The organism is Variovorax sp. SRS16, assembly GCF_901827165.1.
Lineage (GTDB): Bacteria > Pseudomonadota > Gammaproteobacteria > Burkholderiales > Burkholderiaceae_C > Variovorax.
Genome location: NZ_LR594666.1, coordinates 1,621,099 through 1,642,099 on the forward strand (window position 1 = coordinate 1,621,099; position 21,001 = coordinate 1,642,099).

Annotated in this window: 21 protein-coding genes; 7 read left to right on the forward strand and 14 right to left on the reverse strand. The window is 68.0% G+C overall.

The genetic code is table 11. From position 1 onward, the window contains the following. Positions 1-11: 11 nt before the first annotated feature. Positions 12-917 (reverse strand): ABC transporter substrate-binding protein, encoded by a 906-nt coding sequence (locus tag E5P2_RS07830; RefSeq protein WP_162566559.1) that lies wholly within the window; start codon positions 915-917, stop codon positions 12-14. Positions 918-1,100: 183 nt separating this feature from the next. On the opposite strand from E5P2_RS07830, the gene E5P2_RS07835 reads away from it, so the two are divergent. Continuing rightward, positions 1,101-1,871 (forward strand): IclR family transcriptional regulator, encoded by a 771-nt coding sequence (locus E5P2_RS07835; RefSeq protein WP_162566560.1) that lies wholly within the window; start codon positions 1,101-1,103, stop codon positions 1,869-1,871. A gap of 6 nt (positions 1,872-1,877) precedes the next feature. Here E5P2_RS07835 and E5P2_RS07840 read toward each other — a convergent pair whose 3' ends face one another. Genes E5P2_RS07840 through E5P2_RS07860 form a run of 5 tightly spaced genes read right to left on the reverse strand, consistent with a single transcriptional unit; the run spans position 1,878 to position 5,388 of the window. After that, on the reverse strand, positions 1,878-2,372 hold the full coding sequence (locus E5P2_RS07840) for a dihydrofolate reductase (RefSeq protein ID WP_162570390.1): 495 nt from the start codon (positions 2,370-2,372) through the stop codon (positions 1,878-1,880). A gap of 5 nt (positions 2,373-2,377) precedes the next feature. Continuing rightward, complete coding sequence (locus tag E5P2_RS07845; RefSeq protein ID WP_162566561.1) at positions 2,378-3,211, reverse strand: thymidylate synthase; 834 nt, start codon at positions 3,209-3,211, stop codon at positions 2,378-2,380. A gap of 3 nt (positions 3,212-3,214) precedes the next feature. Continuing rightward, positions 3,215-3,514 (reverse strand): type II toxin-antitoxin system CcdA family antitoxin, encoded by a 300-nt coding sequence (locus tag E5P2_RS07850; protein WP_162566562.1) that lies wholly within the window; start codon positions 3,512-3,514, stop codon positions 3,215-3,217. Positions 3,515-3,568: 54 nt separating this feature from the next. After that, positions 3,569-4,987 carry an FAD-binding oxidoreductase gene (locus E5P2_RS07855; RefSeq protein WP_162566563.1) on the reverse strand — a complete coding sequence of 473 codons (1,419 nt, stop codon included), beginning with the start codon at positions 4,985-4,987 and terminating at the stop codon, positions 3,569-3,571. Continuing rightward, complete coding sequence (locus tag E5P2_RS07860; protein WP_162566564.1) at positions 4,984-5,388, reverse strand: DUF2069 domain-containing protein; 405 nt, start codon at positions 5,386-5,388, stop codon at positions 4,984-4,986. Before E5P2_RS07860 ends, E5P2_RS07855 begins: the two co-directional genes overlap by 4 nt. 97 nt (positions 5,389-5,485) lie before the next feature. On the opposite strand from E5P2_RS07860, the gene E5P2_RS07865 reads away from it, so the two are divergent. From E5P2_RS07865 to E5P2_RS07875, 3 genes are read left to right on the forward strand one after another with little or no spacing between them, the layout of a single operon-like run. Then, positions 5,486-6,724, forward strand: coding sequence for a YihY family inner membrane protein (locus E5P2_RS07865; protein WP_162566565.1), 1,239 nt, complete (start codon positions 5,486-5,488; stop codon positions 6,722-6,724). 47 nt (positions 6,725-6,771) lie between these two features. Beyond that, positions 6,772-7,155, forward strand: coding sequence for a thioredoxin family protein (locus tag E5P2_RS07870; RefSeq protein ID WP_162566566.1), 384 nt, complete (start codon positions 6,772-6,774; stop codon positions 7,153-7,155). 23 nt (positions 7,156-7,178) lie between these two features. Beyond that, a complete protein-coding gene (locus E5P2_RS07875) occupies positions 7,179-7,865 on the forward strand; it encodes an NAD(P)H-binding protein (RefSeq protein WP_162566567.1) in 687 nt (228 codons plus the stop codon). On the opposite strand, the gene E5P2_RS07880 is transcribed toward E5P2_RS07875, so the two are convergent. Then, positions 7,843-8,649, reverse strand: coding sequence for an alpha/beta fold hydrolase (locus tag E5P2_RS07880; RefSeq protein WP_162566568.1), 807 nt, complete (start codon positions 8,647-8,649; stop codon positions 7,843-7,845). The two genes, E5P2_RS07875 and E5P2_RS07880, sit on opposite strands and share 23 nt — an antisense overlap. Next, entirely contained in the window at positions 8,649-9,959 is a 1,311-nt protein-coding gene (locus E5P2_RS07885) for an O-acetylhomoserine aminocarboxypropyltransferase (protein ID WP_162566569.1), read from the reverse strand. Before E5P2_RS07885 ends, E5P2_RS07880 begins: the two co-directional genes overlap by 1 nt. 151 nt (positions 9,960-10,110) lie before the next feature. Here E5P2_RS07885 and E5P2_RS07890 point away from each other — a divergent pair, with 151 nt between their 5' ends. Continuing rightward, positions 10,111-10,551 carry a CBS domain-containing protein gene (locus E5P2_RS07890; protein ID WP_162566570.1) on the forward strand — a complete coding sequence of 147 codons (441 nt, stop codon included), beginning with the start codon at positions 10,111-10,113 and terminating at the stop codon, positions 10,549-10,551. Between the two features lie 199 nt (positions 10,552-10,750). Here the strand turns inward: E5P2_RS07890 and E5P2_RS07895 are convergent, their stop codons facing one another. Then, complete coding sequence (locus E5P2_RS07895) at positions 10,751-11,977, reverse strand: polyhydroxyalkanoate depolymerase (RefSeq protein ID WP_162566571.1); 1,227 nt, start codon at positions 11,975-11,977, stop codon at positions 10,751-10,753. Positions 11,978-12,094: 117 nt separating this feature from the next. On the opposite strand from E5P2_RS07895, the gene E5P2_RS07900 reads away from it, so the two are divergent. After that, positions 12,095-12,751, forward strand: coding sequence for a glutathione S-transferase family protein (locus E5P2_RS07900; protein ID WP_162566572.1), 657 nt, complete (start codon positions 12,095-12,097; stop codon positions 12,749-12,751). A 10-nt stretch (positions 12,752-12,761) separates the two neighbouring features. On the opposite strand, the gene E5P2_RS07905 is transcribed toward E5P2_RS07900, so the two are convergent. Continuing rightward, positions 12,762-13,115, reverse strand: coding sequence for a DOPA 4,5-dioxygenase family protein (locus E5P2_RS07905; RefSeq protein WP_162566573.1), 354 nt, complete (start codon positions 13,113-13,115; stop codon positions 12,762-12,764). A gap of 98 nt (positions 13,116-13,213) precedes the next feature. Between E5P2_RS07905 and E5P2_RS07910 the strand changes: the two genes are divergently transcribed. Further along, entirely contained in the window at positions 13,214-14,302 is a 1,089-nt protein-coding gene (locus tag E5P2_RS07910; RefSeq protein ID WP_162566574.1) for a PA0069 family radical SAM protein, read from the forward strand. Here E5P2_RS07910 and E5P2_RS07915 read toward each other — a convergent pair. The 4 genes from E5P2_RS07915 to E5P2_RS07930 all read right to left on the reverse strand — a co-directional run bounded on the left by E5P2_RS07915 (position 14,253) and on the right by E5P2_RS07930 (position 20,955). Continuing rightward, positions 14,253-15,734: an efflux transporter outer membrane subunit gene (locus tag E5P2_RS07915; protein ID WP_443083547.1), complete on the reverse strand. Its 1,482-nt coding sequence runs from the start codon at positions 15,732-15,734 to the stop codon at positions 14,253-14,255. The two genes, E5P2_RS07910 and E5P2_RS07915, sit on opposite strands and share 50 nt — an antisense overlap. 74 nt (positions 15,735-15,808) lie before the next feature. Continuing rightward, the gene (locus E5P2_RS07920; protein WP_162566575.1) at positions 15,809-17,026 is read right to left on the reverse strand and encodes an efflux RND transporter periplasmic adaptor subunit; all 1,218 of its coding nucleotides are present in this window, start codon (positions 17,024-17,026) and stop codon (positions 15,809-15,811) included. Between the two features lie 4 nt (positions 17,027-17,030). After that, a complete protein-coding gene (locus tag E5P2_RS07925) occupies positions 17,031-20,252 on the reverse strand; it encodes an efflux RND transporter permease subunit (RefSeq protein WP_162566576.1) in 3,222 nt (1,073 codons plus the stop codon). A gap of 85 nt (positions 20,253-20,337) precedes the next feature. After that, positions 20,338-20,955, reverse strand: coding sequence for a 3'-5' exonuclease (locus tag E5P2_RS07930; protein WP_162566577.1), 618 nt, complete (start codon positions 20,953-20,955; stop codon positions 20,338-20,340). Between the last annotated feature and the right edge of the window lie 46 nt (positions 20,956-21,001).

The following is a 21,001-nucleotide window of genomic DNA, read 5'->3' on the forward strand; positions in this document are numbered from 1 at the left end:
GGTGCGGCTCCTTATTGCACCGGGGAGGTGGGATCGGGCGCGAAGCGCAGGTCGCAGATGCCTTCGGCCGTGATGGCGCCCGTGACCGCGCCCAGGCTGCGCTGCAGCTTGATCATCTCGTCCAGGCCCTGCATGTCGACCTGGCCGTCCAGGTGCATGCGCGGCAATTCACGTTCCACCGCGCGGCGCATCACGTCCGGCTTGATCTTGAAGTGATGGGACGCGAGGTCGACCCATTCGTCCACGTGCGCGGCCCCGTAGTGGGCGGAACGCCGCGCCGCGCGCAGGGCCGCCTGAATCAGCGTCGGTTCCTTGTCGATCATCGACGGCTTCGCGACGTGGACGATCCACTGGTATTGCGGCAACGCCGGCTCGTCGTAGACCGCGCCCCATACATCGACCAGTCCGGCAGCTTCGGCCACCGAGGGCGCCGGCTCGACCGCCAGGAAGGCATCGATGCGGCCGCTGCGGAACACGTCGACCACCTTGGCGTATTCCTCCTGCAGTCCCACGTATTCGAAATGGTGGTCGGGGTCCAGGCCGCGCTCGACCAGCATGCCGCGCAGGAACCATTCGGGGCAGCTGCCGCGCGACAGCAGGCCGACGCGCTTGCCCTTCAACTGGTCCCAGTCCTTGATCTTCTTGTCGACGCACAAGTACATGTTGGCTCTGCGTCGCACGGCACCGCCGACGATCTTGAAGTCGTAGCCCTGGTCGATGAACATCACGCCCGGTGGCGAGCCGATCTCGCCGAACTTGAGTTCGCCCGAGTCGTACGCGGCGGCCAGCGGCGGGCCGCCATAGACCGTCTTGACCGACAGGTCGATGCCCTCGTCGCGGAAGAAGCCCTTCTCGATCCCGAGGCGGACGGTGAAGGCGCATTTGTCGGTCGGGGTGCCGTAGTCGAGCTGGTACATGATGTCCTTTTGAATTGTCCGCTGCACGGACAGAGAATGAGGGTGGCCTGGAATCCGGTGGACTCGATGCTATTCATTACTCTGAAGGTGAAATAGAGAGGCTGCCGGCGGCGTCATCCATATTTACCCGAATCATGTCCGTGGAATGGACAAGGCAAACCGGGTCGCGGCGACAATGCGGCCATGAGCCGAACGCAAGCCGCCCCGCAGGACGGTCCTTCCGATTCCGTGCGTTCCGTCGAAAGAGCGATCGACATCCTGTTCGCCTGTGTCGACGGTGGGCGCAGCCTCGATGTCCCCGAGCTTCAGCGGGCCACGCAGTTGCCGCGGCCGACGCTTTACCGGCTGCTCAATGCCCTCGAGGCCAAGGGCATGATCTATTCGTTCGGCGAGCCGAAGCGCTTCCAGCTCGGGCACCGCGTCGGCCTGCTGGCCCAGGCGTGGAAGAACAGCCCGGCCATCCTGGAGCTCTCGCGCGAAGCGCTTGGCGAGCTATGGCGGACCGTGCAGGAAACGGTGTCGTTGATGGTTCCGGTCTCGGCCACGCACCGCATGTGCGTGGCCGAATTGAAGAGCCCGCATGCGCTGTCGTTCAGCCGCGGCACCGGCTACCTGGAGCCGCTTCATCGCGGCGCGAGCGGCAAGGCGCTGCTGGCCTTCATGCAGCGCTATGGACTGCCGCGCAACCTGGCTGAGATCGCCGGCGCGGACCAGGTCGAATCGTTGTCGCGCAGCTTGCTCGAGGTCAAGCGCCGCGGGCATTCCGTCACCTACAGCGAAATCAGTCTGGGCACGGTGGCGGTCGCAGCGCCGGTGCTGGGCCCGGACGGCGTCGCCGTCGCATCGGTGTGCACCTTCGCGCCAGAACTGCACATGAGTGGCGCCTCGCTCGAGCGCTGCATCGAGGCGGTCACGGTCGCCGCCCGATCGATCTCGCTGAAGCTTGCGTCCTGAGGACGGTCAGCGCCGTTCGAGCGTGACGAAGCTGAAAGGCAGGCCGTTGGAGGAGACGTGCGACTCGCGCGCGGTTTCGTGCCATGCCGTGCTGTCGAGCTGCGGTGCGCGAGCGTCGCCGTCGATCTCGCGCGCGATCTCGGTCACCAGCGCGCGCTGCGCGAGGGGCTCGGCCTCGGCATAGATCTGCGCGCCGCCGATCACCCAGGCCTCGGGCACGCGCGCGGCTTCGCACAGCGACAAGGCTTCGCGCAGGCTGGCGGCGCGCTCGGCGCCCTCCGCTTGCCAGCCGGACTGGCGCGTGACCACGATGTTGCGGCGCCCCGGCAAGGGCCTGAAGCGTGGCGCGAGCGAGTCCCAGGTCTTGCGGCCCATGATCACCGGTGCGCCCGCGGTCTGCCGCTTGAAATGCGCCATGTCCTCGGGCAGGTGCCAGGGGATGGTGCCGTCGCGGCCGATCACGCCGTTGGCGGCGCGCGCCAAGATCAGGTTGACGCGCATCGTGCTCACACGGCCACCGGTGCCTTGATGGCCGGATGCGGGTCGTAGCCTTCGAATGCGAAGTCTTCGTACCGGTAGTCGAAGATCGACGCCGGCTTGCGCTGGATGACCAGCGTCGGATAGGGCCGCGGCGTGCGGCTCAACTGCAGCGCCACCTGCTCGGCGTGGTTGCTGTAGATGTGGCAGTCGCCGCCGGTCCAGACGAAGTCGCCGACGTCCAGCTCGCACTGTTGCGCGACCATGTGCGTGAGCAGCGCGTAGCTCGCGATGTTGAAGGGCACGCCGAGGAAGATGTCGGCGCTGCGCTGGTAGAGCTGGCAGCTGAGCCTGCCCCGTTCGCCCGCGGCCTGCGGCGGCGCCACGTAGAACTGGAAGAAGGCATGGCAGGGCATCAGTGCCATCTTCGACAGGTCCGCCACGTTCCATGCGCTCACGATGATGCGGCGCGAATCGGGGTTGGTCCTGAGCGTGTCGATCACCTGCTGGATCTGGTCGATGTGGCCGCCGTCCGGCGTCGGCCAGCTGCGCCACTGCACGCCGTAGACCGGGCCGAGGTTGCCGTCCTCGCGCGCCCATTCGTCCCAGATGGTGACGCCGCGCTCCCTCAGCCAGTTGTTGTCGCTGGAGCCGGTGAGGAACCACAGCAGTTCCTGGATGATGGATTTCAGGTGCACCTTCTTGGTCGTGACCAGCGGAAAGCCCTCGTTCAGATCGAAGCGCATCTGGTAGCCGAACACGCTCTTGGTGCCGGTGCCGGTGCGGTCGCTCTTGTGCACGCCCGTGGTGTCGACGTGGCGCATGAAGTCTTCGTATTGGGAGCGAGTGGGGTGGGTGGTCATGATTCAGTCGCTTTTCTTCTTGTCGTTGCCCTCTTCCGTCACGTGCCCGTCTCCGAGGCTGCGCGCAAAGCTGCAGTATCTGGCCAACGGGAGGCCTTCCTTGGCAATGCGTTCGTTGTAGGCCTTCATGGCCGCCCTGTTTTCCTCGGCCCACTTCTCCCAATAGCGGTGCTTCACCTCTTCGGCAAGCAGGCCGTCCACGGTCTGCGACACGTTCATGCCGAGTTCACGCGCCATTTCCAGCACCTTGCTGTTGAGCGTCAGATGAGTGGCCTTCTTGGGGGCGTCGGCGATGCGGGGCACGAGAAAACTCCGGTCTTGAATGCGCAAATTTTTCACGCGCATGAAATCATGCCATCAGACGCGAATCACCCGTCCCGGATTCAGGATGTTCTGCGGATCCAGCCCGCGCTTGATGGCGCGCATCATGCCCAGCGCGACGGGCGACTTGTGCTTCTCGAGCGTATCGACCTTGAGCGAGCCGACGCCATGCTCGGCCGAGAAGGAGCCGCCGAATTTCGCGACCGCGTCGTAGACCAGGGTGTTGATGCGCTCTTCCTGGTCGCGCAGGAAGGCTTTCATGTCGCCACCCTCGGGCGCCTGCACGTTGTAGTGCAGGTTGCCGTCGCCCAGGTGGCCGAAGTTCACGAGCCGCACGCCGGCGATCTCGCGCGCCAGCAATGCATCGGTCTCGGCCACGAAGGCCGGGATGCGCGACACCGGGATCGAGATGTCGTGCTTGATGTTGAGGCCTTCCTCGGCCTGCGCCAGCGGAATGCTTTCGCGGATGTGCCAGAGCTGACGCGCCTGCGCGATGTTCTCGGCCACCACCGCGTCGCTCACGCAGCCGGCTTCGAACGCGGTTTCCAGCAGCGCCTCGAAGCGCGCGCGGGCATGGTCCTCGGATTCGCTGTCGGAGTTCTCGAGCAGCACGCCGTACGGCGTCGCCTCGTCGTCGATGAAGGGCACGCGCATCGCGGGAAAGTGCTTGGCTACCAGGCCGAGCGCGAAGCGGCCCATGACCTCGAAGCCCGTGAGCCCCGCGCCCAGGTGCTTGTGCGCGAGGCCCAGCAATGTCACCGCATGATCGAGCGAGGGCACTGCGGCCCATGCGGTCAGCTGCGCGGCCGGCAGCGGATAGAGCTTGATCGTCGCCGCCGTGATGATGCCGAGCGTGCCTTCGCTGCCGATCATCAGGTCGCGCAGGTCGTAGCCGGTGTTGTCCTTGCGCAGCCCGCTGGTGCCTTCCCACACCTCGCCGTGCGGCGTGACGACCTCCAGGCCCAGGCACAGCTCGCGCGTGTTGCCGTAGCGCACGACCTGCGTGCCGCCGGCGTTGGTCGCGAGGTTGCCGCCGATCGTGCAACTGCCCTCGGCCGCGAGGCTGAGCGGGAACAGGAAGCCGGCCTTCTCGGCGGCCTCCTGCAGCGACTGCAGCACGCAGCCGGCCTCGACCGTCATCGTGAGGTTCGCGGCATCGGTCGCGCGGATCGCGTTGAGCCGCTGCAGGCTCAGCAGCACCTGCGTGCCGCTCTCGTCCGGGATCGATCCCACCGACAGCCCGGTGTTGCCGCCCTGCGGAACGATCGCCGTGCCGGCGGCCGCGCAGGCCTTGACCACGTCGGCCACCTGCTGCGTGCTGGCCGGGCGGACCACGGCCAGCGCCTTGCCGCGCGCGCGTTTGCGCCAGTCCTGCTCCCAGGCGGTCAGATCGCCCTCGGTCAGCACGTGCGAGACGCCGACGATGGTGCGCAGCCGGTCGACCAGTGCATTCATGGAGCCACTCCTTCCAGGTTCCGGGCCTCGGCCGCGTGGCGCAGGCGAAGCCGCACATGACAGGCGCAGGCGGCGAAGAGCGCGAGGCAGAGCACCACCTCGATCAGCGCGAGCACCTGCCCGACGCGGTTGATATCGCTCCAGGCGCGCACCACGCCCTCGATGAAGTAGAGCCAGACCATCAGGCTGACCCAGCGGTAGGTGTACATGCGGTTCTTGAGCAGTCCCGCGAGCGGCACCACCAGCGGCAGCACCTTGAGCGCCAGCCACGAGCCGCCCGGACGCAGCGGCGCGAGCCACATCTCCCAGGCCAGGCCGAGCACGATCAGCCCGACCAGGCTGCCCACGGCCACCCACTGCGTGGCAGCAACAGAAGAAGAGCGAGGCAAGGTTGTTTTCATTCGAGAGGTACCGCGGAACCGGCTCCGCCGGGCCGCCGGTGCCGTCCCCGGCAGGGGGAGGCGCAGCGACACGAAGTGCGCGACGCCTGGGGGTGAGATGATACCGATCATGAATCGCCAGCAACTCTGGAGGGATCTTTCGCGCTTTCCGTGGGGCAACACCGCCGTGGTGCTCGGCGAGCGCTTTCGCGAGGATCGCCTGGGCCTGACGGCCAGCAGCCTGACCTTCACCACCACCATCGCGATGGTGCCCTTCTTCACCGTGGCGCTGGCGCTGTTCACGGTGTTCCCGATGTTCTCCAAGATGCAGGGCCGGGTGCAGCGCTGGCTGATCGAGAGCCTGATCCCGGACAACATCGCGCGCCAGGTGGTCGGCTATCTCAACCAGTTCGCGAGCAAGGCGAGCGGCCTGGGCGTGGCCGGCCTCGCGGTGCTGCTGGTGACCGCGATCGCGCTGATCCTCACCATGGACAAGACGCTCAACAACATCTGGCGCGTGCGCACGCCGCGGCCCTTCGCGCAGCGGGTGCTGATCTACTGGGCCGCGATCACGCTCGGTCCGCTGGTGCTGGCGGTCAGCCTGAGCACCACCGCCTATGTGTTCTCGGTCTCGCGCGACGTGGTCGGCGGCGCCATCGTGAAGCTGCTGTTCGATACCTTCGAATTCTTCCTGCTCGCGGGCGGCATGGCGTCGCTCTACCACTACGTGCCCAACACGCACGTGAAGTGGGCCCATGCATGGGCCGGCGGCCTGTTCGTCGCCGCCGCGATCGAGATCGCCAAGCGCGGGCTGGCCTACTACCTCAGCCTGGTGCCGACCTATTCCATGGTCTACGGCACCTTCGCGACGGTGCCGATCCTGCTCGTATGGATCTACGTCGCCTGGGTCATCGTGCTGCTGGGTGCGGTGATCGCGGCCTATCTGCCCAGCCTGCTGAGCGGCGTCGAACGCGCCGGCGGCATGGCCGGCTGGCCGCTGCAGTTGGCCATCGAGGCGCTGCAGCATCTGGCGCGCGCCGGTGCCACGCCCGCGCGCGGGCTCGGCGCGGCCGAGCTGGTGGCCCGGATGAGGGTCGATGCGCTGCAGCTCGCGCCGGTGCTCGAGACGCTGGTCGCGCTCGACTGGATCGCGCCGATCGCCGAGGAGCCGGACGACGAGGATCCACGCTTCGTCCTGCTGGCCCGGCCCGACGACACGCTGCTCGAACCGCTGCTGGTCCAACTGCTCATGCCGAGGACGCCGCCGCTCGGCAGCCTCTGGGACAAGGGCCCGTTGCGCACGCTGCGGCTCGGCGACGTGCTCCATGCCCCTCGCGCTGAAGCCAGAGCGGCTTGATTCGATAATGGCGCGGACTCCCGATCCACTCACCTGACTGACTGGCCTTGACCGACTTCTCCACCCAGACGAATCCCGCCGCGCCCGACGACCGCAGCTGGGTCGTCTGCCTGTGCGCCGAATGGTGCGGCGCCTGCCGCGAATACCGGCCGCTGTTCGAGCAGGTGGCGCGCGCGCATGCGCAGTTCCGCTTTGCGTGGGTCGACATCGAGGACCATGCCGAGCTGGCGGACGAATTCGATGTCGAGACCTTTCCGACGCTGTTGATCGCCGGCACCGATGGCACGCGCTTTCTGGGGCCCCTGTTGCCGCACGCCGAAACGCTGGCGCGCCTGCTGGGTGCGCTGCAGCCGGCGCAGCCGTCGGCGCCGGAAGTGGCGACACTGCTCGACGCGCTCGGGCGCGAGCCCGCGGGCTTCTCGGTCGCCTAGCGCGTCACCGTCACGGTCCCACCATGAACATCCTGCTCTTCGGCGCTACCGGCATGGTCGGGCAGGGCGTGCTGCGCGAATGTCTGCTCGACGCCGGCGTGACGCGGGTGCTCGCCGTCGGGCGCAGCCCGACCGGCCAGACCCATCCGAAGCTGCGTGACCTGGTGCTTGCCGATCTGGGTGATTGCAGCAGCGTCGAGGCCGACCTGTCGGGCTTCGACGCCTGCTTCTTCTGCCTCGGCGTTTCCTCCGTCGGCATGAAGGAAGAGGCCTATCGGCGCATCACCTACGATCTCACGCTGACGATCGCGCAGGCGCTGGTGCGGCTCAACTCGCAGATGACCTTCGTCTATGTGTCGGGCGCCGGCACCGACAGCACGGAGCGCGGCCCGCGCATGTGGGCGCGCGTGAAGGGCGCGACCGAGAACGCGCTGATGCGGCTGCCCTTCAAGGCCGTCTACATGTTCCGCCCCGGCTTCATCCAGCCGATGCACCGCGTGCGGTCCAAGACGGCGCTCTACCAGGCGATCTACGTGCTGGCCACGCCGATCTTCGCCCTGCTGAGCCGGCGGATGCCGGACCGCATCACGACCAGCGAGCGCATGGGCCAGGCAATGGTCGCCGTCGCCCGGCACGGCGCCGTGAGGCCGCTGCTCGAGGTCGCGGACATCAACGCGCTGGCGGCCATCAGCCGGCCAGAAAATCCCTGAGCGCGAACAGCACCGCATCGGGCGCCTCGCTCATCAGCGCGTGGCCTGCGTTCACGGTCACCGTTGCGGCATTGCGTGCCTTGGCGGCCAGGGTGCGGGTCGCGCACGGCGGCGTCATCTGGTCGGTGGCGCCGAGCAGGAACAGCGTCGGGCATTGCACCGCGGCCATGGCCTCTTCGCCGTTCGCATAGTCGTTGCAGGCCGTGAAGCCGATGTGGAACACGTTGGCTTCGCGGTTGCTTGCGAGCACGCGGCGCATGAGCGCGCGCGAGCTGCCATGCAGCCAGGTGCCCGGGCCGAGCGAGGAGGGCGGCGGCGCGAGCATCGAATGCGAAAAGGTGTTGACCATCGCGATCGCGCGCTGCGGGTCGTTCAACGCGCCTTCCAGCAGCGCGGGCGACACCGTCATCGGATAGGCCGTGCCGACCATCGCCAGGTGCGTGACGCGCTGCGGCGCCTGCGCCGCGGCCTCGAGCGCGATCAGCGAACCGAAGCTGTGGCCGACCAGCGCCGCCTTCGGCGCGCCGGCCGCGTCGAGCAGCGCGACGACGAAGCGGGCCGCGTCCTCGACGCGCGCGGGCGGCGGGCCTTCGCTGCGGCAATGGCCCGGCAGGTCGATCGCCAGCACGTTCCAGCCGTGGTTGGCGAACCAGCGGCTCTGCAGGATCCACACGCTGTGGTCGTTGAGCACGCCGTGGATGAACACCACCGTCGGCTTCGCGGCATCGAAGGGCTTGCCGCCGGTGTAGGCGTAGGTGCGCTGGCCGTTGACGACGAGCTCCATCACGCACCCGCCTTTTCCGCGGCTTTCAGCGCGCGCTTCAGGTCGTCGATCAGGTCGGCCGGATCCTCCAGGCCGATCGACAGCCGGATCGTGCCCTGCGAGATGCCGGCTTGCGCCAGCGCCTCGTCCGTCATGCGGAAGTGCGTCGTGCTCGCGGGATGGATCACCAGGCTGCGGCAATCGCCGACGTTCGCCAGGTGGCTGAAGAGCTTGAGCGCGTCGATGAACTTCTTGCCCTGCTCGCGGTTGCCCTGGAGGTCGAAGCTGAAGACCGCGCCCGCGCCCTTCGCGCCGTGACGCAGCAGCTTGCCTGCCAGCGCGTGGCTCGGATGCGATTCGAGCAGCGGATGCCCGACGCGCGCGACGAAGGGATGCGCGGCCAGGAACTCGACCACTTTCTGCGTGTTGTCGATGTGGCGCTCCATGCGCAGCGGCAGCGTCTCGATGCCCTGCAGGATCAGCCATGCGGTGTGCGGGCTCATCGAGGCGCCGAAGTCGCGCAGTCCCTCGCGCCGCGCGCGCAAGAGGAAGGCACCGACGGTGCTCTCTTCGCTGAAGACCATGTTGTGGAAGCCGTCGTAGGCTTCGGTGAGCTCGGCGAATTTGCCCGAGCGTTCCCAGTCGAAACTGCCACTGTCGACCACCACGCCGCCAATCACCGTGCCGTGGCCCGACAGGAACTTGGTGGCCGAGTGGTAGACCAGGTCGGCGCCCCAGTCGAAAGGCTTGATCAGATAGGGCGAGGTGAGCGTGGAGTCGACCAGCAGCGGCACGCCGGCCGCGTGCGCGATGTCGGCGACGGCCGGGATGTCGAGTACGTCCAGTCCCGGATTGCCCACGGTCTCGCCGAACAGCAGCTTCGTCTCCGGCCGGATCGCCGCGCGCCAGCCATCCAGGTCGCCGGGCCTCACGAAGGTGGTCGAGATGCCGAAGCGGCGCATCGTGTAGTGCAGCAGGTTCTGCGAGCCGCCGTAGAGCGCGGTGCTGGCGACGATGTGGGAACCTGCGCTCATCAAGGTCGCGATGCACAGATGCAGCGCGGCCTGGCCGCTCGCAGTCGTGATGGCGCCGATGCCGCCTTCGAGTGCGGCCACACGCTGTTCGAGCACCGCGTTGGTCGGATTGCTCAGGCGCGAATACACATGCCCCGCTCGCTCGAGATTGAAGAGCGCCGCCGCATGGTCGCTCGACTCGAAGACGAAGGAGGTGCTCAGGTGGATCGGCACCGCGCGCGCGCCGGTCGCGGGGTCGGGCGCGGCGCCGGCATGCAGTGCCAGCGTGTCGAAGCCGGGGTCGGAATAGCCGGGCATGGAGGTCTTTCGGTTTCGTGTCGGGTGTTTGCAATGCCCGGTTACGCGTGCAATGCCTGCAACGCGCGCGGGGGCCTGTGGATGCGCGGCCATTGTGGGCTATATTCAAATCGGCACGCCGCCGAGCAAGCAGCAAGTGAGGAGCACCACGATGAAAGTCAGCGACATCCTGCGCGTCAAGGGCAACACGCTTTATACGACCGCGCCCGACGAACCACTGGCGGACGCGGTCACCACCATGGCCGACAAGGACATCGGCTCGCTGGTCGTCATGGAGCATGGCGACCTGGTCGGCATGCTGACTTTCCGCGAGGTGATCGTGGCCATCGTCGCCAACGGCGGCCAGGTCGGCGGCACGCTGGTGCGCAAGGCGATGGACGACCATCCCGTCACCTGCACGCTGGAGACCGACCTCGACGAGATCCGCCGCATCATGCTGGAGCGCCATGCGCGCTACATGCCGGTGATGGACAAGCGCATGCTGATGGGCGTGATCAGCTTCTACGACGTCGCCAAGGCCGTGGTCGACAGCCAGAACTTCGAGAACAAGATGCTCAAGGCCTACATTCGGGACTGGCCGACGGAGGAATAGCTCGCCCGGCAGTGGGCTCACCCCCAGGCTGCGCGCACTTCGTGTCGCTTCGCCAACCCCCTGCCGGGGGCAACACTGGCGGACCGGCGAAGCCGGATCCGCGGTGTTTCACGAAAGGGCTTGGCTGTGCCGGCCTCGCTGCGTGGCCCTTGCAGGCTCTGGATTCGACAGCTGTTGCCGCCTGGAGCGGCTTTCTCTCTCAGTACAGCTCGTGGGCGGTATGGATGACTTCGCGCACGCGCGGGTAGATCTGTGTGTTCCACTTGCTGCCGCTGAAGACGCCGTAGTGGCCGACGCCGGCCTGCAGGTGGTGCGTCTTGAGGTAAGGCCGGATGCTCATGCACAGGTCCTGGGCTGCCACGGTCTGGCCCACGGCACAGATGTCGTCGCGTTCGCCTTCGACCGTCAACAGCGCGGTGCGGCGAATCGATGAAGGATCGACCTTGCGGTCGCCGACCGTGAGCGCGCCGCGCGGCAGGTCGTAGGTCTGGAACACACGCTCCACCGTCTGCAGATAGAACTCTGCCGGCAAGTCGTTGACGGCGAGGTACTCGTCGTAGAAATGGCGGATGGTGTCGGCCTGGTCGGTCTCGCCGTCGACCAGGTGTTCGTAGAGCTTGATGAACTGCTGCTTGTGGCGCTCCGGATTCATGCTCATGAAGGCGGCGAGCTGCAGGAAGCCCGGGTACACGCGCCGCATCACGCCGACATGCGGCCACGGCACGCGGCTGATCAGGTTGCGTTCGAACCAGTCGATGGGACGCTCGTTCGCGAGCTTGTTGACCAGGGTCGGGTTGACGCGGCAGTCGACCGGCCCGGCCATCAGCGTGAGGCTGCTCGGTGCAGCCGGATTGTCGTCCTCGGCCATCAGCGCGGTGGCCGCCAGCGCGGCCACGCACGGCTGGCAGACCGCGACCATGTGGGCGCCCGGCCCGATGGTCTCGAGGAACCGGATGAGTTGCCGCGTGTAGTCGTCGAGCCCGAAGCCGCCATGCCACAGCGGCACGTCGCGCGCGTTGTGCCAGTCGGTTACGTAGACGTCATGGTCGTGCAGCAAGGTGCGCACGGTTTCGCGCAGCAGGGTCGCGAAATGGCCCGACAGTGGTGCGGCCAGCAGCACCGGCGGCTGCACTGCCCTGGTGTCCTTGCGAAAGTGCAGCAAGGTGCCGAAGGGCGAGACCAGCGCGGCTTCTTCCGTCACCGCAACCGCTTCGCCGTCGACCTCCACGCGCTCGATGCCGTAGGCGGGGCGGCTGTGCGTGAGGCGCATCCGGGAGTACACCTCCATCGCCGCCGCGAAACTTCGGGCGATGCTGCGTTCGGTGCTCGCCGGCCAGAGCGCGTTGGCCACGTTGCCGAGATGCTGGGCTGCGAGGCGCGACGGCGAGAGCAGGTCGGCGTTGTTTTGGTAGGCCCGGTACAGCATGCGTCTGCCGCAGGCAAGTTATGGGCCAAGGACGCCCGAGTCGCCGTGCAGGCGCACTGTTCTGGCACAGGCCTTGCACGGTTGCCGATGCCGATCCGGCAGCCGAGGAGCACCAGCATGGCCAAACCTGTTCTCACCATCAGCAGCAAGAACTACGGTGCGTGGTCGCTGCGCGGCTGGCTGATGTGTCGCCTGGCAGGCCTGGACTTCAGTGAGAAGGTGATTCCCCCCGACGACCCCGCGATGAAGGCCGAGATGCTGCTGCTTTCGGCCTCGATGCTGGTGCCGTCGCTGCTGCACGGCGGCATCAAGGTGTGGGACACCCTGGCCATCGGCGAATACCTGAACGAGATCAAGCCCAAGGCAGGACTGCTGCCGGCCGATGCCAAGGCCCGCGCCCACTGCCGCGCCATCTGCGGCGAGATGCATTCGGGCTTCAGCGCAATGCGCGGTTCGCTGCCGATGAACGTCAGGGCGAAGTTTCCGAGCTTCAAGATCTGGTCGCGTGCGCAGACCGACATCGACCGCGTGCTCGCTATCTGGCGGGAGTGCCTGAAGGACTACGGCGGCCCCTTTCTCTTCGGCAAGCAGCCGTGCATGGCGGATGCGATGTATGCGCCCGTGGTCACGCGCTTCATGACATACGACGTTGCTCTCGATGGCGCCTGCGCCGCCTACTGCAAGCACGTCATGGCCCTGCCCGCCATGCAGGAATGGATCCACGCCGCGAAGCAGGAACCCGAGGAGATCGACGAGCTCGACGCCGAGTTCTGAGCCGCCGGGCTCAGGTCCGCGGCCGGAACATCCGCAGATCCAGCGTCGATTCGTTGCCCAGCCACATGGCGTGGGCGGTGTGGTCGGCGTAGTCGTCGCCGGTCACGCCGTGCACGAACACGTCGAGGCCGTTGTGGTGGGCGTCGAGCCAGGCAATGACTTCATCGAACTCGGCGGCGTCGAAGGCGATCTGGCAGCTCCAGTGCGGATGCGGCCCCACCAGCCGCTCATGCACGCGGCCGACCACGACCAGCAGGCTGCGTCCGGCTTCTTCGGCCATCGCGCGCGCCTGGGCCACGGTGTCGGGGCCGAAGTAGAGGTGCGCGTGGTATTGCGGATAGAGGTTTTCGGGACGGCGTGGCATGGCGATCTCGCTGGAGGGTGGGGCCGACTCTAACGCGATGTGCACGCGCGGCGAAATGATGGAATACTGGATGTTTATCCAGTATTGAAGGGCGCCTCATGGCCGACGCTTTCATCCCGGTGACCGCGCTCAAGGGCCGCGGCGCAGCCACCCGCATCCCTCACCGTTTCGAGCGCGACGCGCGCGACGCCTTCGACGACGGCTGGGGCACGCTCGAGGAGGGCGCCGCCGATCCGCTGCCGCCGCTCGCGACCGAGGTGCGCTTCGAGGACGTGAAGTCGGTGCTGAGCGAGAACGACTCGCCCGACGTCCCCTTCGACCGCTCGCTCAATCCCTACCGCGGCTGCGAGCACGGCTGCATCTACTGCTTCGCCCGCCCGACGCACAGCTACCTCAACCTGTCGCCGGGGCTCGACTTCGAGACCAAGCTGATCGCCAAGCGCAACATCGCCGAAGTGCTGCGCGCCGAACTCGGCCGGCGCAATTACCGGCCGAGCCATCTCGCGGTCGGCACCGCGACCGATTGCTACCAGCCGATCGAGCGCGAGCTGCGCCTCACGCGCTCGGTGATCGAAGTGCTGAAGGAAACGCGCCATCCCTTCGGCCTCGTCACCAAATCGAGCGCGGTCGAGCACGACCTCGATCTGATCGCGCCGATGGCGGCCGATCACCTGGCCGCGGTCTACGTCACCATCACCACGCTCGACGGCGAGCTCGCCCGCAAGCTGGAGCCGCGCGCCGCCGCGCCGCACCGTCGGCTGCGCACCGTGCGCACGCTGGCCGAGGCCGGCGTTCCCGTCGGTGTCAGCGTCGGGCCGCAGATCCCTTTCGTCACCGAGGACATGGAACAGGTGCTCGAAGCCGCATGGGAGGCCGGCGCGCGCTGCGCGTTCTACACGGTGATCCGCCTGCCCTGGGAAGTCGCGCCGTTGTTCAAGCAATGGCTCGAACTGCACTACCCGCAGCGCGCGGGCCGGATCATGGCGCGCATCCGCGAGATGCGCGGCGGCAAGGACTACGACGCCGACTTCGCGACGCGCATGAAAGGCAGCGGCCTGTGGGCCGAGCTGATCCGCCAGCGCTTCGAGAAAGCGACGCAGCGCATTGGCTTCAATCGCGAGCGCATCGCGCTCGACCTCAGCGCGTTCCGGCCACCTGGCGCAGCGGGGCAGGGCAGCCTGTTCTAGGATCGGCCACGGCACCGGTGCCGCACCAGTCGCCGCCGAGCGCCTTCACCAGGAACACCGCGGTCAGCATGCGCTGGCCGAGCAGTTGCGCGGCCTGGCGCTCCGCGGTCAGCAGGGATTGCTGGGCGGTGATCACGTCGAGGTAGGTCGATGCACCGCCTTCGTAGCGGCTGGTCGCCATGTCGAGCACGCGGCGCGCGGCGCCGACGGCCGTCAAGGCCTGTGACGATGCACGGTCGAGTGCGGCGAGGCCGGTGATGCCGTCCTCGGCCTCCTGCATCGCGTTCAGCACGACGCGACGGTAGCTGGCCACGCTGGCGTCGTAGCCGGCACGCGCGAAGTCGACGTTGGAGCGGATCCGGCCGCCGTCGAACAAGGGCGCCGTGGCCGAGATGCCGAGCGACCACAGCAGACTGGGCGCGTTGAACAGCGCCGACAGCTTGTTGCTGTCCACGCCCGCCACCGGCGCCAGCATGACGCTGGGATAGAAGGCCGCGGTGGCGACGCCGATCTGCGCGTTGGCGGCGGCCATCGCGCGCTCCGCCGAGGCGACATCGGGCCGTCGCTCCAGCGCTTCGGAGGGCACGCCGAGGGGAATGGGCGGCGGCGTGATGGGCCGCAGGTCGGGCGCCAGCGTGAACGAAGGCGCCGGCGTGCCGATCAGCGTCGCGATCGCGTGTTCGTACTGCGAGCGCTGCTTGTTCAACACGTCGACCTGTGTCAGCGTGGCGTCGAGCAATGCCTGCTGCTGCGCCACGTCGAGGCCCGACACCGCGCCGAGTTCGTGCCGCGAATCGATGAGGTCGAGCGCATGGCGCTGCAGTGCGATCGAGCGCGTGACCACATCGAGCTCGATGTCGGTCGAACGCAGGTTGAAATAGGCCGAGGCCAGGTCGGTGGTCAGCAGGAGCCGCGTGTTCTCGAGATCCGCTGCGGACTGCGCGACGGAGGCCGTCGCGCCTTCGACCGAACGCTGCACCCGGCCCGCGAGATCGAGCTCGTAGCTGGCCGTGAGCGACAAGGCGAAGTCGTTCTGCACGGTCTCGGCGTTGGGCGTCGAATAGTTGGTGAGCGGCCGGTTCGCCGAGATCCTCAGCCGCTGCGCCCGCGTGCCGATGCCGAGTTGCGGATAGCGTGCGGCCTGGCTGCCGGACAGCGTGGCGCGCGCCTGCGCGAGGCGTGCGCCGGCCAGGTCCAGCGTGGGGCTGTTGGCCAGCGCCTGCCGTTCCAGCGTGTCGAGCGCCGCGTCGCCGAAGCGCTGCCACCACGGACCCTTGTCGGCCATGTCGCTGGGCGCGCCCTGCTGCCACGGCGCTTCAAGCTTCCAGCTGACGGGAATGTCGACCGCCGGCGCCTTGTAGTCCGGCCCGACGGCGCAGCCGGCGAGCAGCGCCGCGAGCGCCACGGCCGTCGATGCGCGCCGCAGGCTCACGGTGTGCACCCTTGGCGCTTCGCGCCTTCCCGCCAGGCGGGAGCGAGCTTGCCTGGAGCGGTCCGGCGCAGCGCTCACGCGGGCTCCTTGGCGATCGTGACCACGTCGCCCTCGGCCAGCGAGTCGGAGGGGTTCAGCACCATCCGGTCCTTGGCGTCGAGGCCGTCGAGCACCTCCACGGTCTCGCCGTAGTTGCGCCCGAGGCTGACCGCGCGCAGATGGACGTGGCCCGCCGCGTCCACCACAGCGACGCGCGTGCCTTCGGCCCGGAACAGCAGCGCATTGGCCGGAATGGTGAGCGTGCGGCTGGCCGCCAGCGGCAGCGACACCTGGACGTAGGCGCCCGGCAGCAGCGTGCCGTCGCGGTTCGGCAGCGAGACCTCGACCTGCATCATGCGCGTGCTCGCGTCGATGGCACCGGAGGTGCGCGCCACCTCGCCGCGGAAGCTCTGGCCGCGCAGCTCGGCCTGCGTCACCACCACCGGCTGGCCGGCCTTGACGAGTTGCGCATAGGCCTGCGGCACGTTGACGTACACGCGCAGCGGATCGGTCTGCGCGAGCAGGAACAGCGCACGGCCGCCGCCACCGCCGCCGCCATCGATCAGGTCGCCGACATCGACGTTGCGTCGGGTGATCACGCCCGCGAACGGCGCCAGCACGCGCTTGAAGCCCTCGGTCTGCTGCAGCCGCTGCACGTTCGCATCGGCGGCGGCGACGTTGGCCGTGGCCTGCGCCACCGCGCTGCGCCGCTCGTCGAGGTCCTGCTGCGAAACCACGTCCTTCTTGCGCAGGGCCTCCCAGCGCGCGACCGTGCTCCTGGCCAGCTCCAGGCTGGACGCCGCCTGCTGCCGCGCGGCGATGGCCTGCGAGAGCTGCTGGTCGATCTCGGGCGTCTCGATCTCGGCCAGCAGTTCGCCCTTCTGCACGCGGCTGCCGATGTCCTTGGTCCAGCGCTTGAGGTAGCCGCTCGCGCGCGCCGAGATCGGCGATTGCACGAAGCCCTGCAGCGTGCCCGGCAAGGCCAGTGTCTGGCCCTCGCCCGCGGTCTGCGGCCGGGCGGTCTTGACGTACTGCGCGGCGCGCTCGGTGGTGCCGGCTTCGAGTGCGCGCGCGTTGGCGATCCGCACGAAGATCGTGCGCGCGGCGCCGATGGCCAGCAGCACGACCACGATCAGCACCGCGATGCGCGTGCGGCGCACGATCTGCCGGCGCTTCAGCAGCGCGTGGTGCTCGCCATCCTCGTCGAGCTCGATGGGGTGGATGGCCAGGCCCGCGTGGCGTTGCTCGGACATGGTGTCAGGTCTCCTGGGGCGTGGCCCCGAGCGAAGGTGGCGTGGGGGGAGCGGCGCCTTCGGCTTCGCGTGCTGCCTTGCGGTGGGCGCGGCGGTTGTGGATGCCGGCATAGACGGCCGGCACGAAGAACAGCGTCGATACGGTGGCGAAGATCAGGCCGCCGATGACCGCGCGCCCGAGCGGCGCGTTCTGCTCGGCGCCTTCGCCGAGGCCGAGCGCCATCGGGATCATGCCGATGATCATCGCCAGCGCCGTCATCAGCACCGGCCGGATGCGCGTGGCGCCGGCCTCGAGCGCGGCCGACAGCGGCGGCACGCCGGCCGCCAGGCGCTCGCGCGCGAAGGACACCAGCAGGATGCTGTTGGCCGTTGCCACGCCCATCGTCATGATGGCGCCCGTGAGTGCCGGCACGCTCAGCGTGGTGCCGGTGATGAACAGCATCCATGCGATGCCGGCCAGCGCCGCCGGCAATGCGGTGATGATGATGGCGGCATCGATCCACGACTGGAAGGTGACGACGATCAGCAGGTACACCAGCACGATCGCCATCGCCAGCCCGACGCCCAGGCCGATGAAGGACGACTGCATCGTCTGCACCTGTCCGCGCAGCGTCACCTGGCTGCCGCGCGCGAGCTTGGGCCGCACCTCGTCGACCAGCGCGCCGACCTTGGCGGCCACGCTGGCCAGGTCGGTGCCCTGCACGCTCACGTAGACGTCGACCACCGGGATGATGTTGTAGTGCGAGACCACCTGCGGCTGGCGGCTGGGCAGTGCTTCCACCAGATTGCCGAGCAGCTGCTGCGGCGCGCCGGCCGCGGCCGCCGCCGAGCCCGAGGCGCCGACGGGAATGTTGAGCAGCGAGTCGAGCGAATCCACCGTGTACTGCGGCGACTGCACCGCGATGCTGTAGACCACGCCGTTCTGCGGGTTGAGCCAGAAAGCCGGCGCCGTCTGCGAGCTGCCCGACAGCGCGATCAGCACGTTCTGCCCGACGTTGGCCGCCGTCAGGCCGTACTGCTGCAGCCGCGTGCGGTCCATCTGCAGGTTCTGCGCCGGGCCGTCGAGCCGCTGGTGGATATGGGCATCGACCGCGCCCGGGATCTTGCGGATGGCCTTGACCAGCTCGGCCGCATGGGCGGCATTGCCGGCCATGTCGTTGCCGCTGAACTGCACGTCGATCGCCGCCGGCAGGCCGAAGTTCAGGATCTGCGTGACGATGTCCGCCGGCTGGAAGAAGAACTCGATGCCCGGAAAGCGCTTGGGCAGCTCGGCCCGCAGCAGGCTGACGAATTCGTCCGTCGGTCGGTGCCCCTCGCGCAGCGACATCAGGATCTCGCCGTCCAGCGTGCTGATCGTGCCCGCGTTGCTGTACGAGAGGTTGATGCCGCTGTTGGGCACGCCGAGGTTGTCCAGGATGGTCTCGAGCTGGTCCTTGGGCACCAGCTCGCGGATCGCCACTTCCACCTGGTCGGCCAGCCGCGCGGTCTCCTCGATGCGCGTGCCGGTGGGCGCGCGCATGTGCAAGCGGATCTGGCCCGCATCCACGCTCGGGAAGAAGTCGCGTCCCAGCACCGGGTACAACAGGCAGGACAGGAGGCAGAAGCCGAGGAACACTGCGATGAAGCGCCCGCGTCGGGATAGCAGCGCCGACAGCACCAGCGTGTAGGCGCGGCGCACGCGCTCGAACTGGCGGTCGAAGCTGCGGTAGAGCCGCTGCAGCAGGCTCGGCTTGCCCTTTGCCGCGCTGGCGTGCACGCCGCCCATCAGCAGCATCACCAGCGTCGGCACCAGCGTGCGCGACAGCAGGTAGGACGCGATCATGGCGAACACGACCGCCTCGGCCAGCGGCACGAACAGGAAGCGCGCCACGCCCGAAAGAAAGAACATCGGCACGAACACGATGCAGATGCACAGCGTCGAGACGAAGGCCGCGGCGCCGATCTCGCCGGCGCCGACCTCGATGGCCTCGTTCAGCGCGGTGCCCATGTGCAGGTGGCGCTCGATGTTCTCGATCGTCACGATCGCCTGGTCCACCAGGATGCCGACCGAGAGCGCGAGCCCGCCCAGCGTCATGAGATTGAGCGTCTGCCCGAGCGCGAACAGGACCAGGATGGAAGCCAGGATCGACAGCGGGATGGTCAGCCCGATGATCAGCGTGCTGCGCCAGTTGCCGAGGAAGAGCAGCACCATGGCGGCGGTCAGCGCGGCCGCGATGACGGCCTCGGCCACCACGCCCTTGACGGCGGCCTTGACGAACAGCGACTGGTCGAACAGCGGCGTGACCTTGATGTCGGCCGGCATGCCCTGCGCCGCCACCGGCAGCAGCGCCCGCAGGTTGGAGACGATGTCCAGCGTCGAGGCGCCGCCGTTCTTCAGCACCGACAGCAGCACGCCGCGCACGCCGTCCTGGCGCACCACGTTGGTCTGCGGCGAGAAGCCGTCGCGCACGTAGGCGACGTCGCGCAGGTAGGTGGTCGCGCCGTCGACGGTGCGCACCGGCAGGTCGTTGAGCCCGGCGATCTCGTCGGGCGAGCCGTTCATGCGCACCGTGTACTCGGTGGCGCCGAACTTGGCCGTGCCGGAGGGCAGGATCAGGTTCTGCGCGTTGACGGCATTGACCACGTCCGCCGGCGACAGGCCGCGCGCCTGCATCGCCCGGGTGTCGAGGTCGACCGAGATCAGCCGGTTCTTGCCGCCGTAGGGAAAGGGAATCGCCACCCCCGGCACCGTGATGAGCTGCGGGCGCAACTGGTTGATGGCGGCATCGAACAGCGAGTTCTCCGGCCGTGCGTTGCTCGACAGCGCCAGCTGGATGACCGGGATGCTGGAGGCCGAATACTTGATCACCAGCGGCGGCGTGATGCCCGGCGGCAGCTGGCGCACCTGCGTCTGCATCGACGCCACCACCTGGGCAATGGCGGTCTCGATGTTCGCGGTCGGCTGGAAGAAGATCTTGATCACGGCCACGCCCGAGAGCGACTGCGACTCGATGTGCTCGATGTCGCTGACGGTCGTGGTCAGGCTGCGCTCGGTCTGGCCGGTGATGCGCTGGCCCATCTCCAGCGCCGGCAAGCCGTTGTAGTTCCAGATCACGCTGACCACCGGAATGTTGATTTCCGGGAAGATGTCCGTCGCCATGCGCAGCAGGACGAGCGGTGTCGCCAGCACGATCAGCATCGCCATCACGATGAAGGTGTAGGGACGACGCAGTGCAAGCTGGACCATGGACGCTGCTGGGGGTATCGGCGATGCGGAGGAACCGCATCATAAGGAAATGGAATTACATCCCGCGCCGTGGCGCAGGAAGCCCTCAAAAGGCGTTCGGAACCGTCAATTCCAGCGCATCGAAGACGCGCATTGCGGCGTAGGCATCGTTGGCGGCATAGCGGATCTGCGCATCCGTCAGTTGCCGGTTGGCCCAGTTCGAGGTGGTCGCCTTGCGCGACTTGACGAAACGGCGGTTGAACACCAGCGCCACCGCCGTCTTCACGCCGACCGACTTGCGGTAGCCGCGGCGGCGGAACTCGGTGTCGATGTCGAACACGGCGCGCGGGTCAACGCCCAAGCGCTGGCGGATCAGGCTCAGGTCGGTTGACAGGCCGAAGCCGACCTTGGCCAGCGCGGTGGAGGCGAGCAGCGCGGCCAGTGTCTCGCGGCACTCGGTATGGTGCAGCTGGAAGATCCAGGCTTCGCGCAGCGTCGCGAATTGCACCACGTGCGGACCGCCGGACACCTCGTTCTTCGCGAAGGTCGGCTTCGACTCGGTGTCGAAGCCGACCACGCCCGCGGCCAGCAGCGCCGTGGCGGCGGCCTGCGCCTGCTGCAGCGTGGCGACGACGCGGATGTCCCGCAGCCCGAGGCCCTCGAAGGGTTCGAGCAGGGCGATCTGCTCGCGTTCGGGCAGCGGGGGAGGGGCGGCGGGAGTCATGGTCGAAGCCGATTGTCGCTCGTTGACGCTCGCGGATATGGTTGAT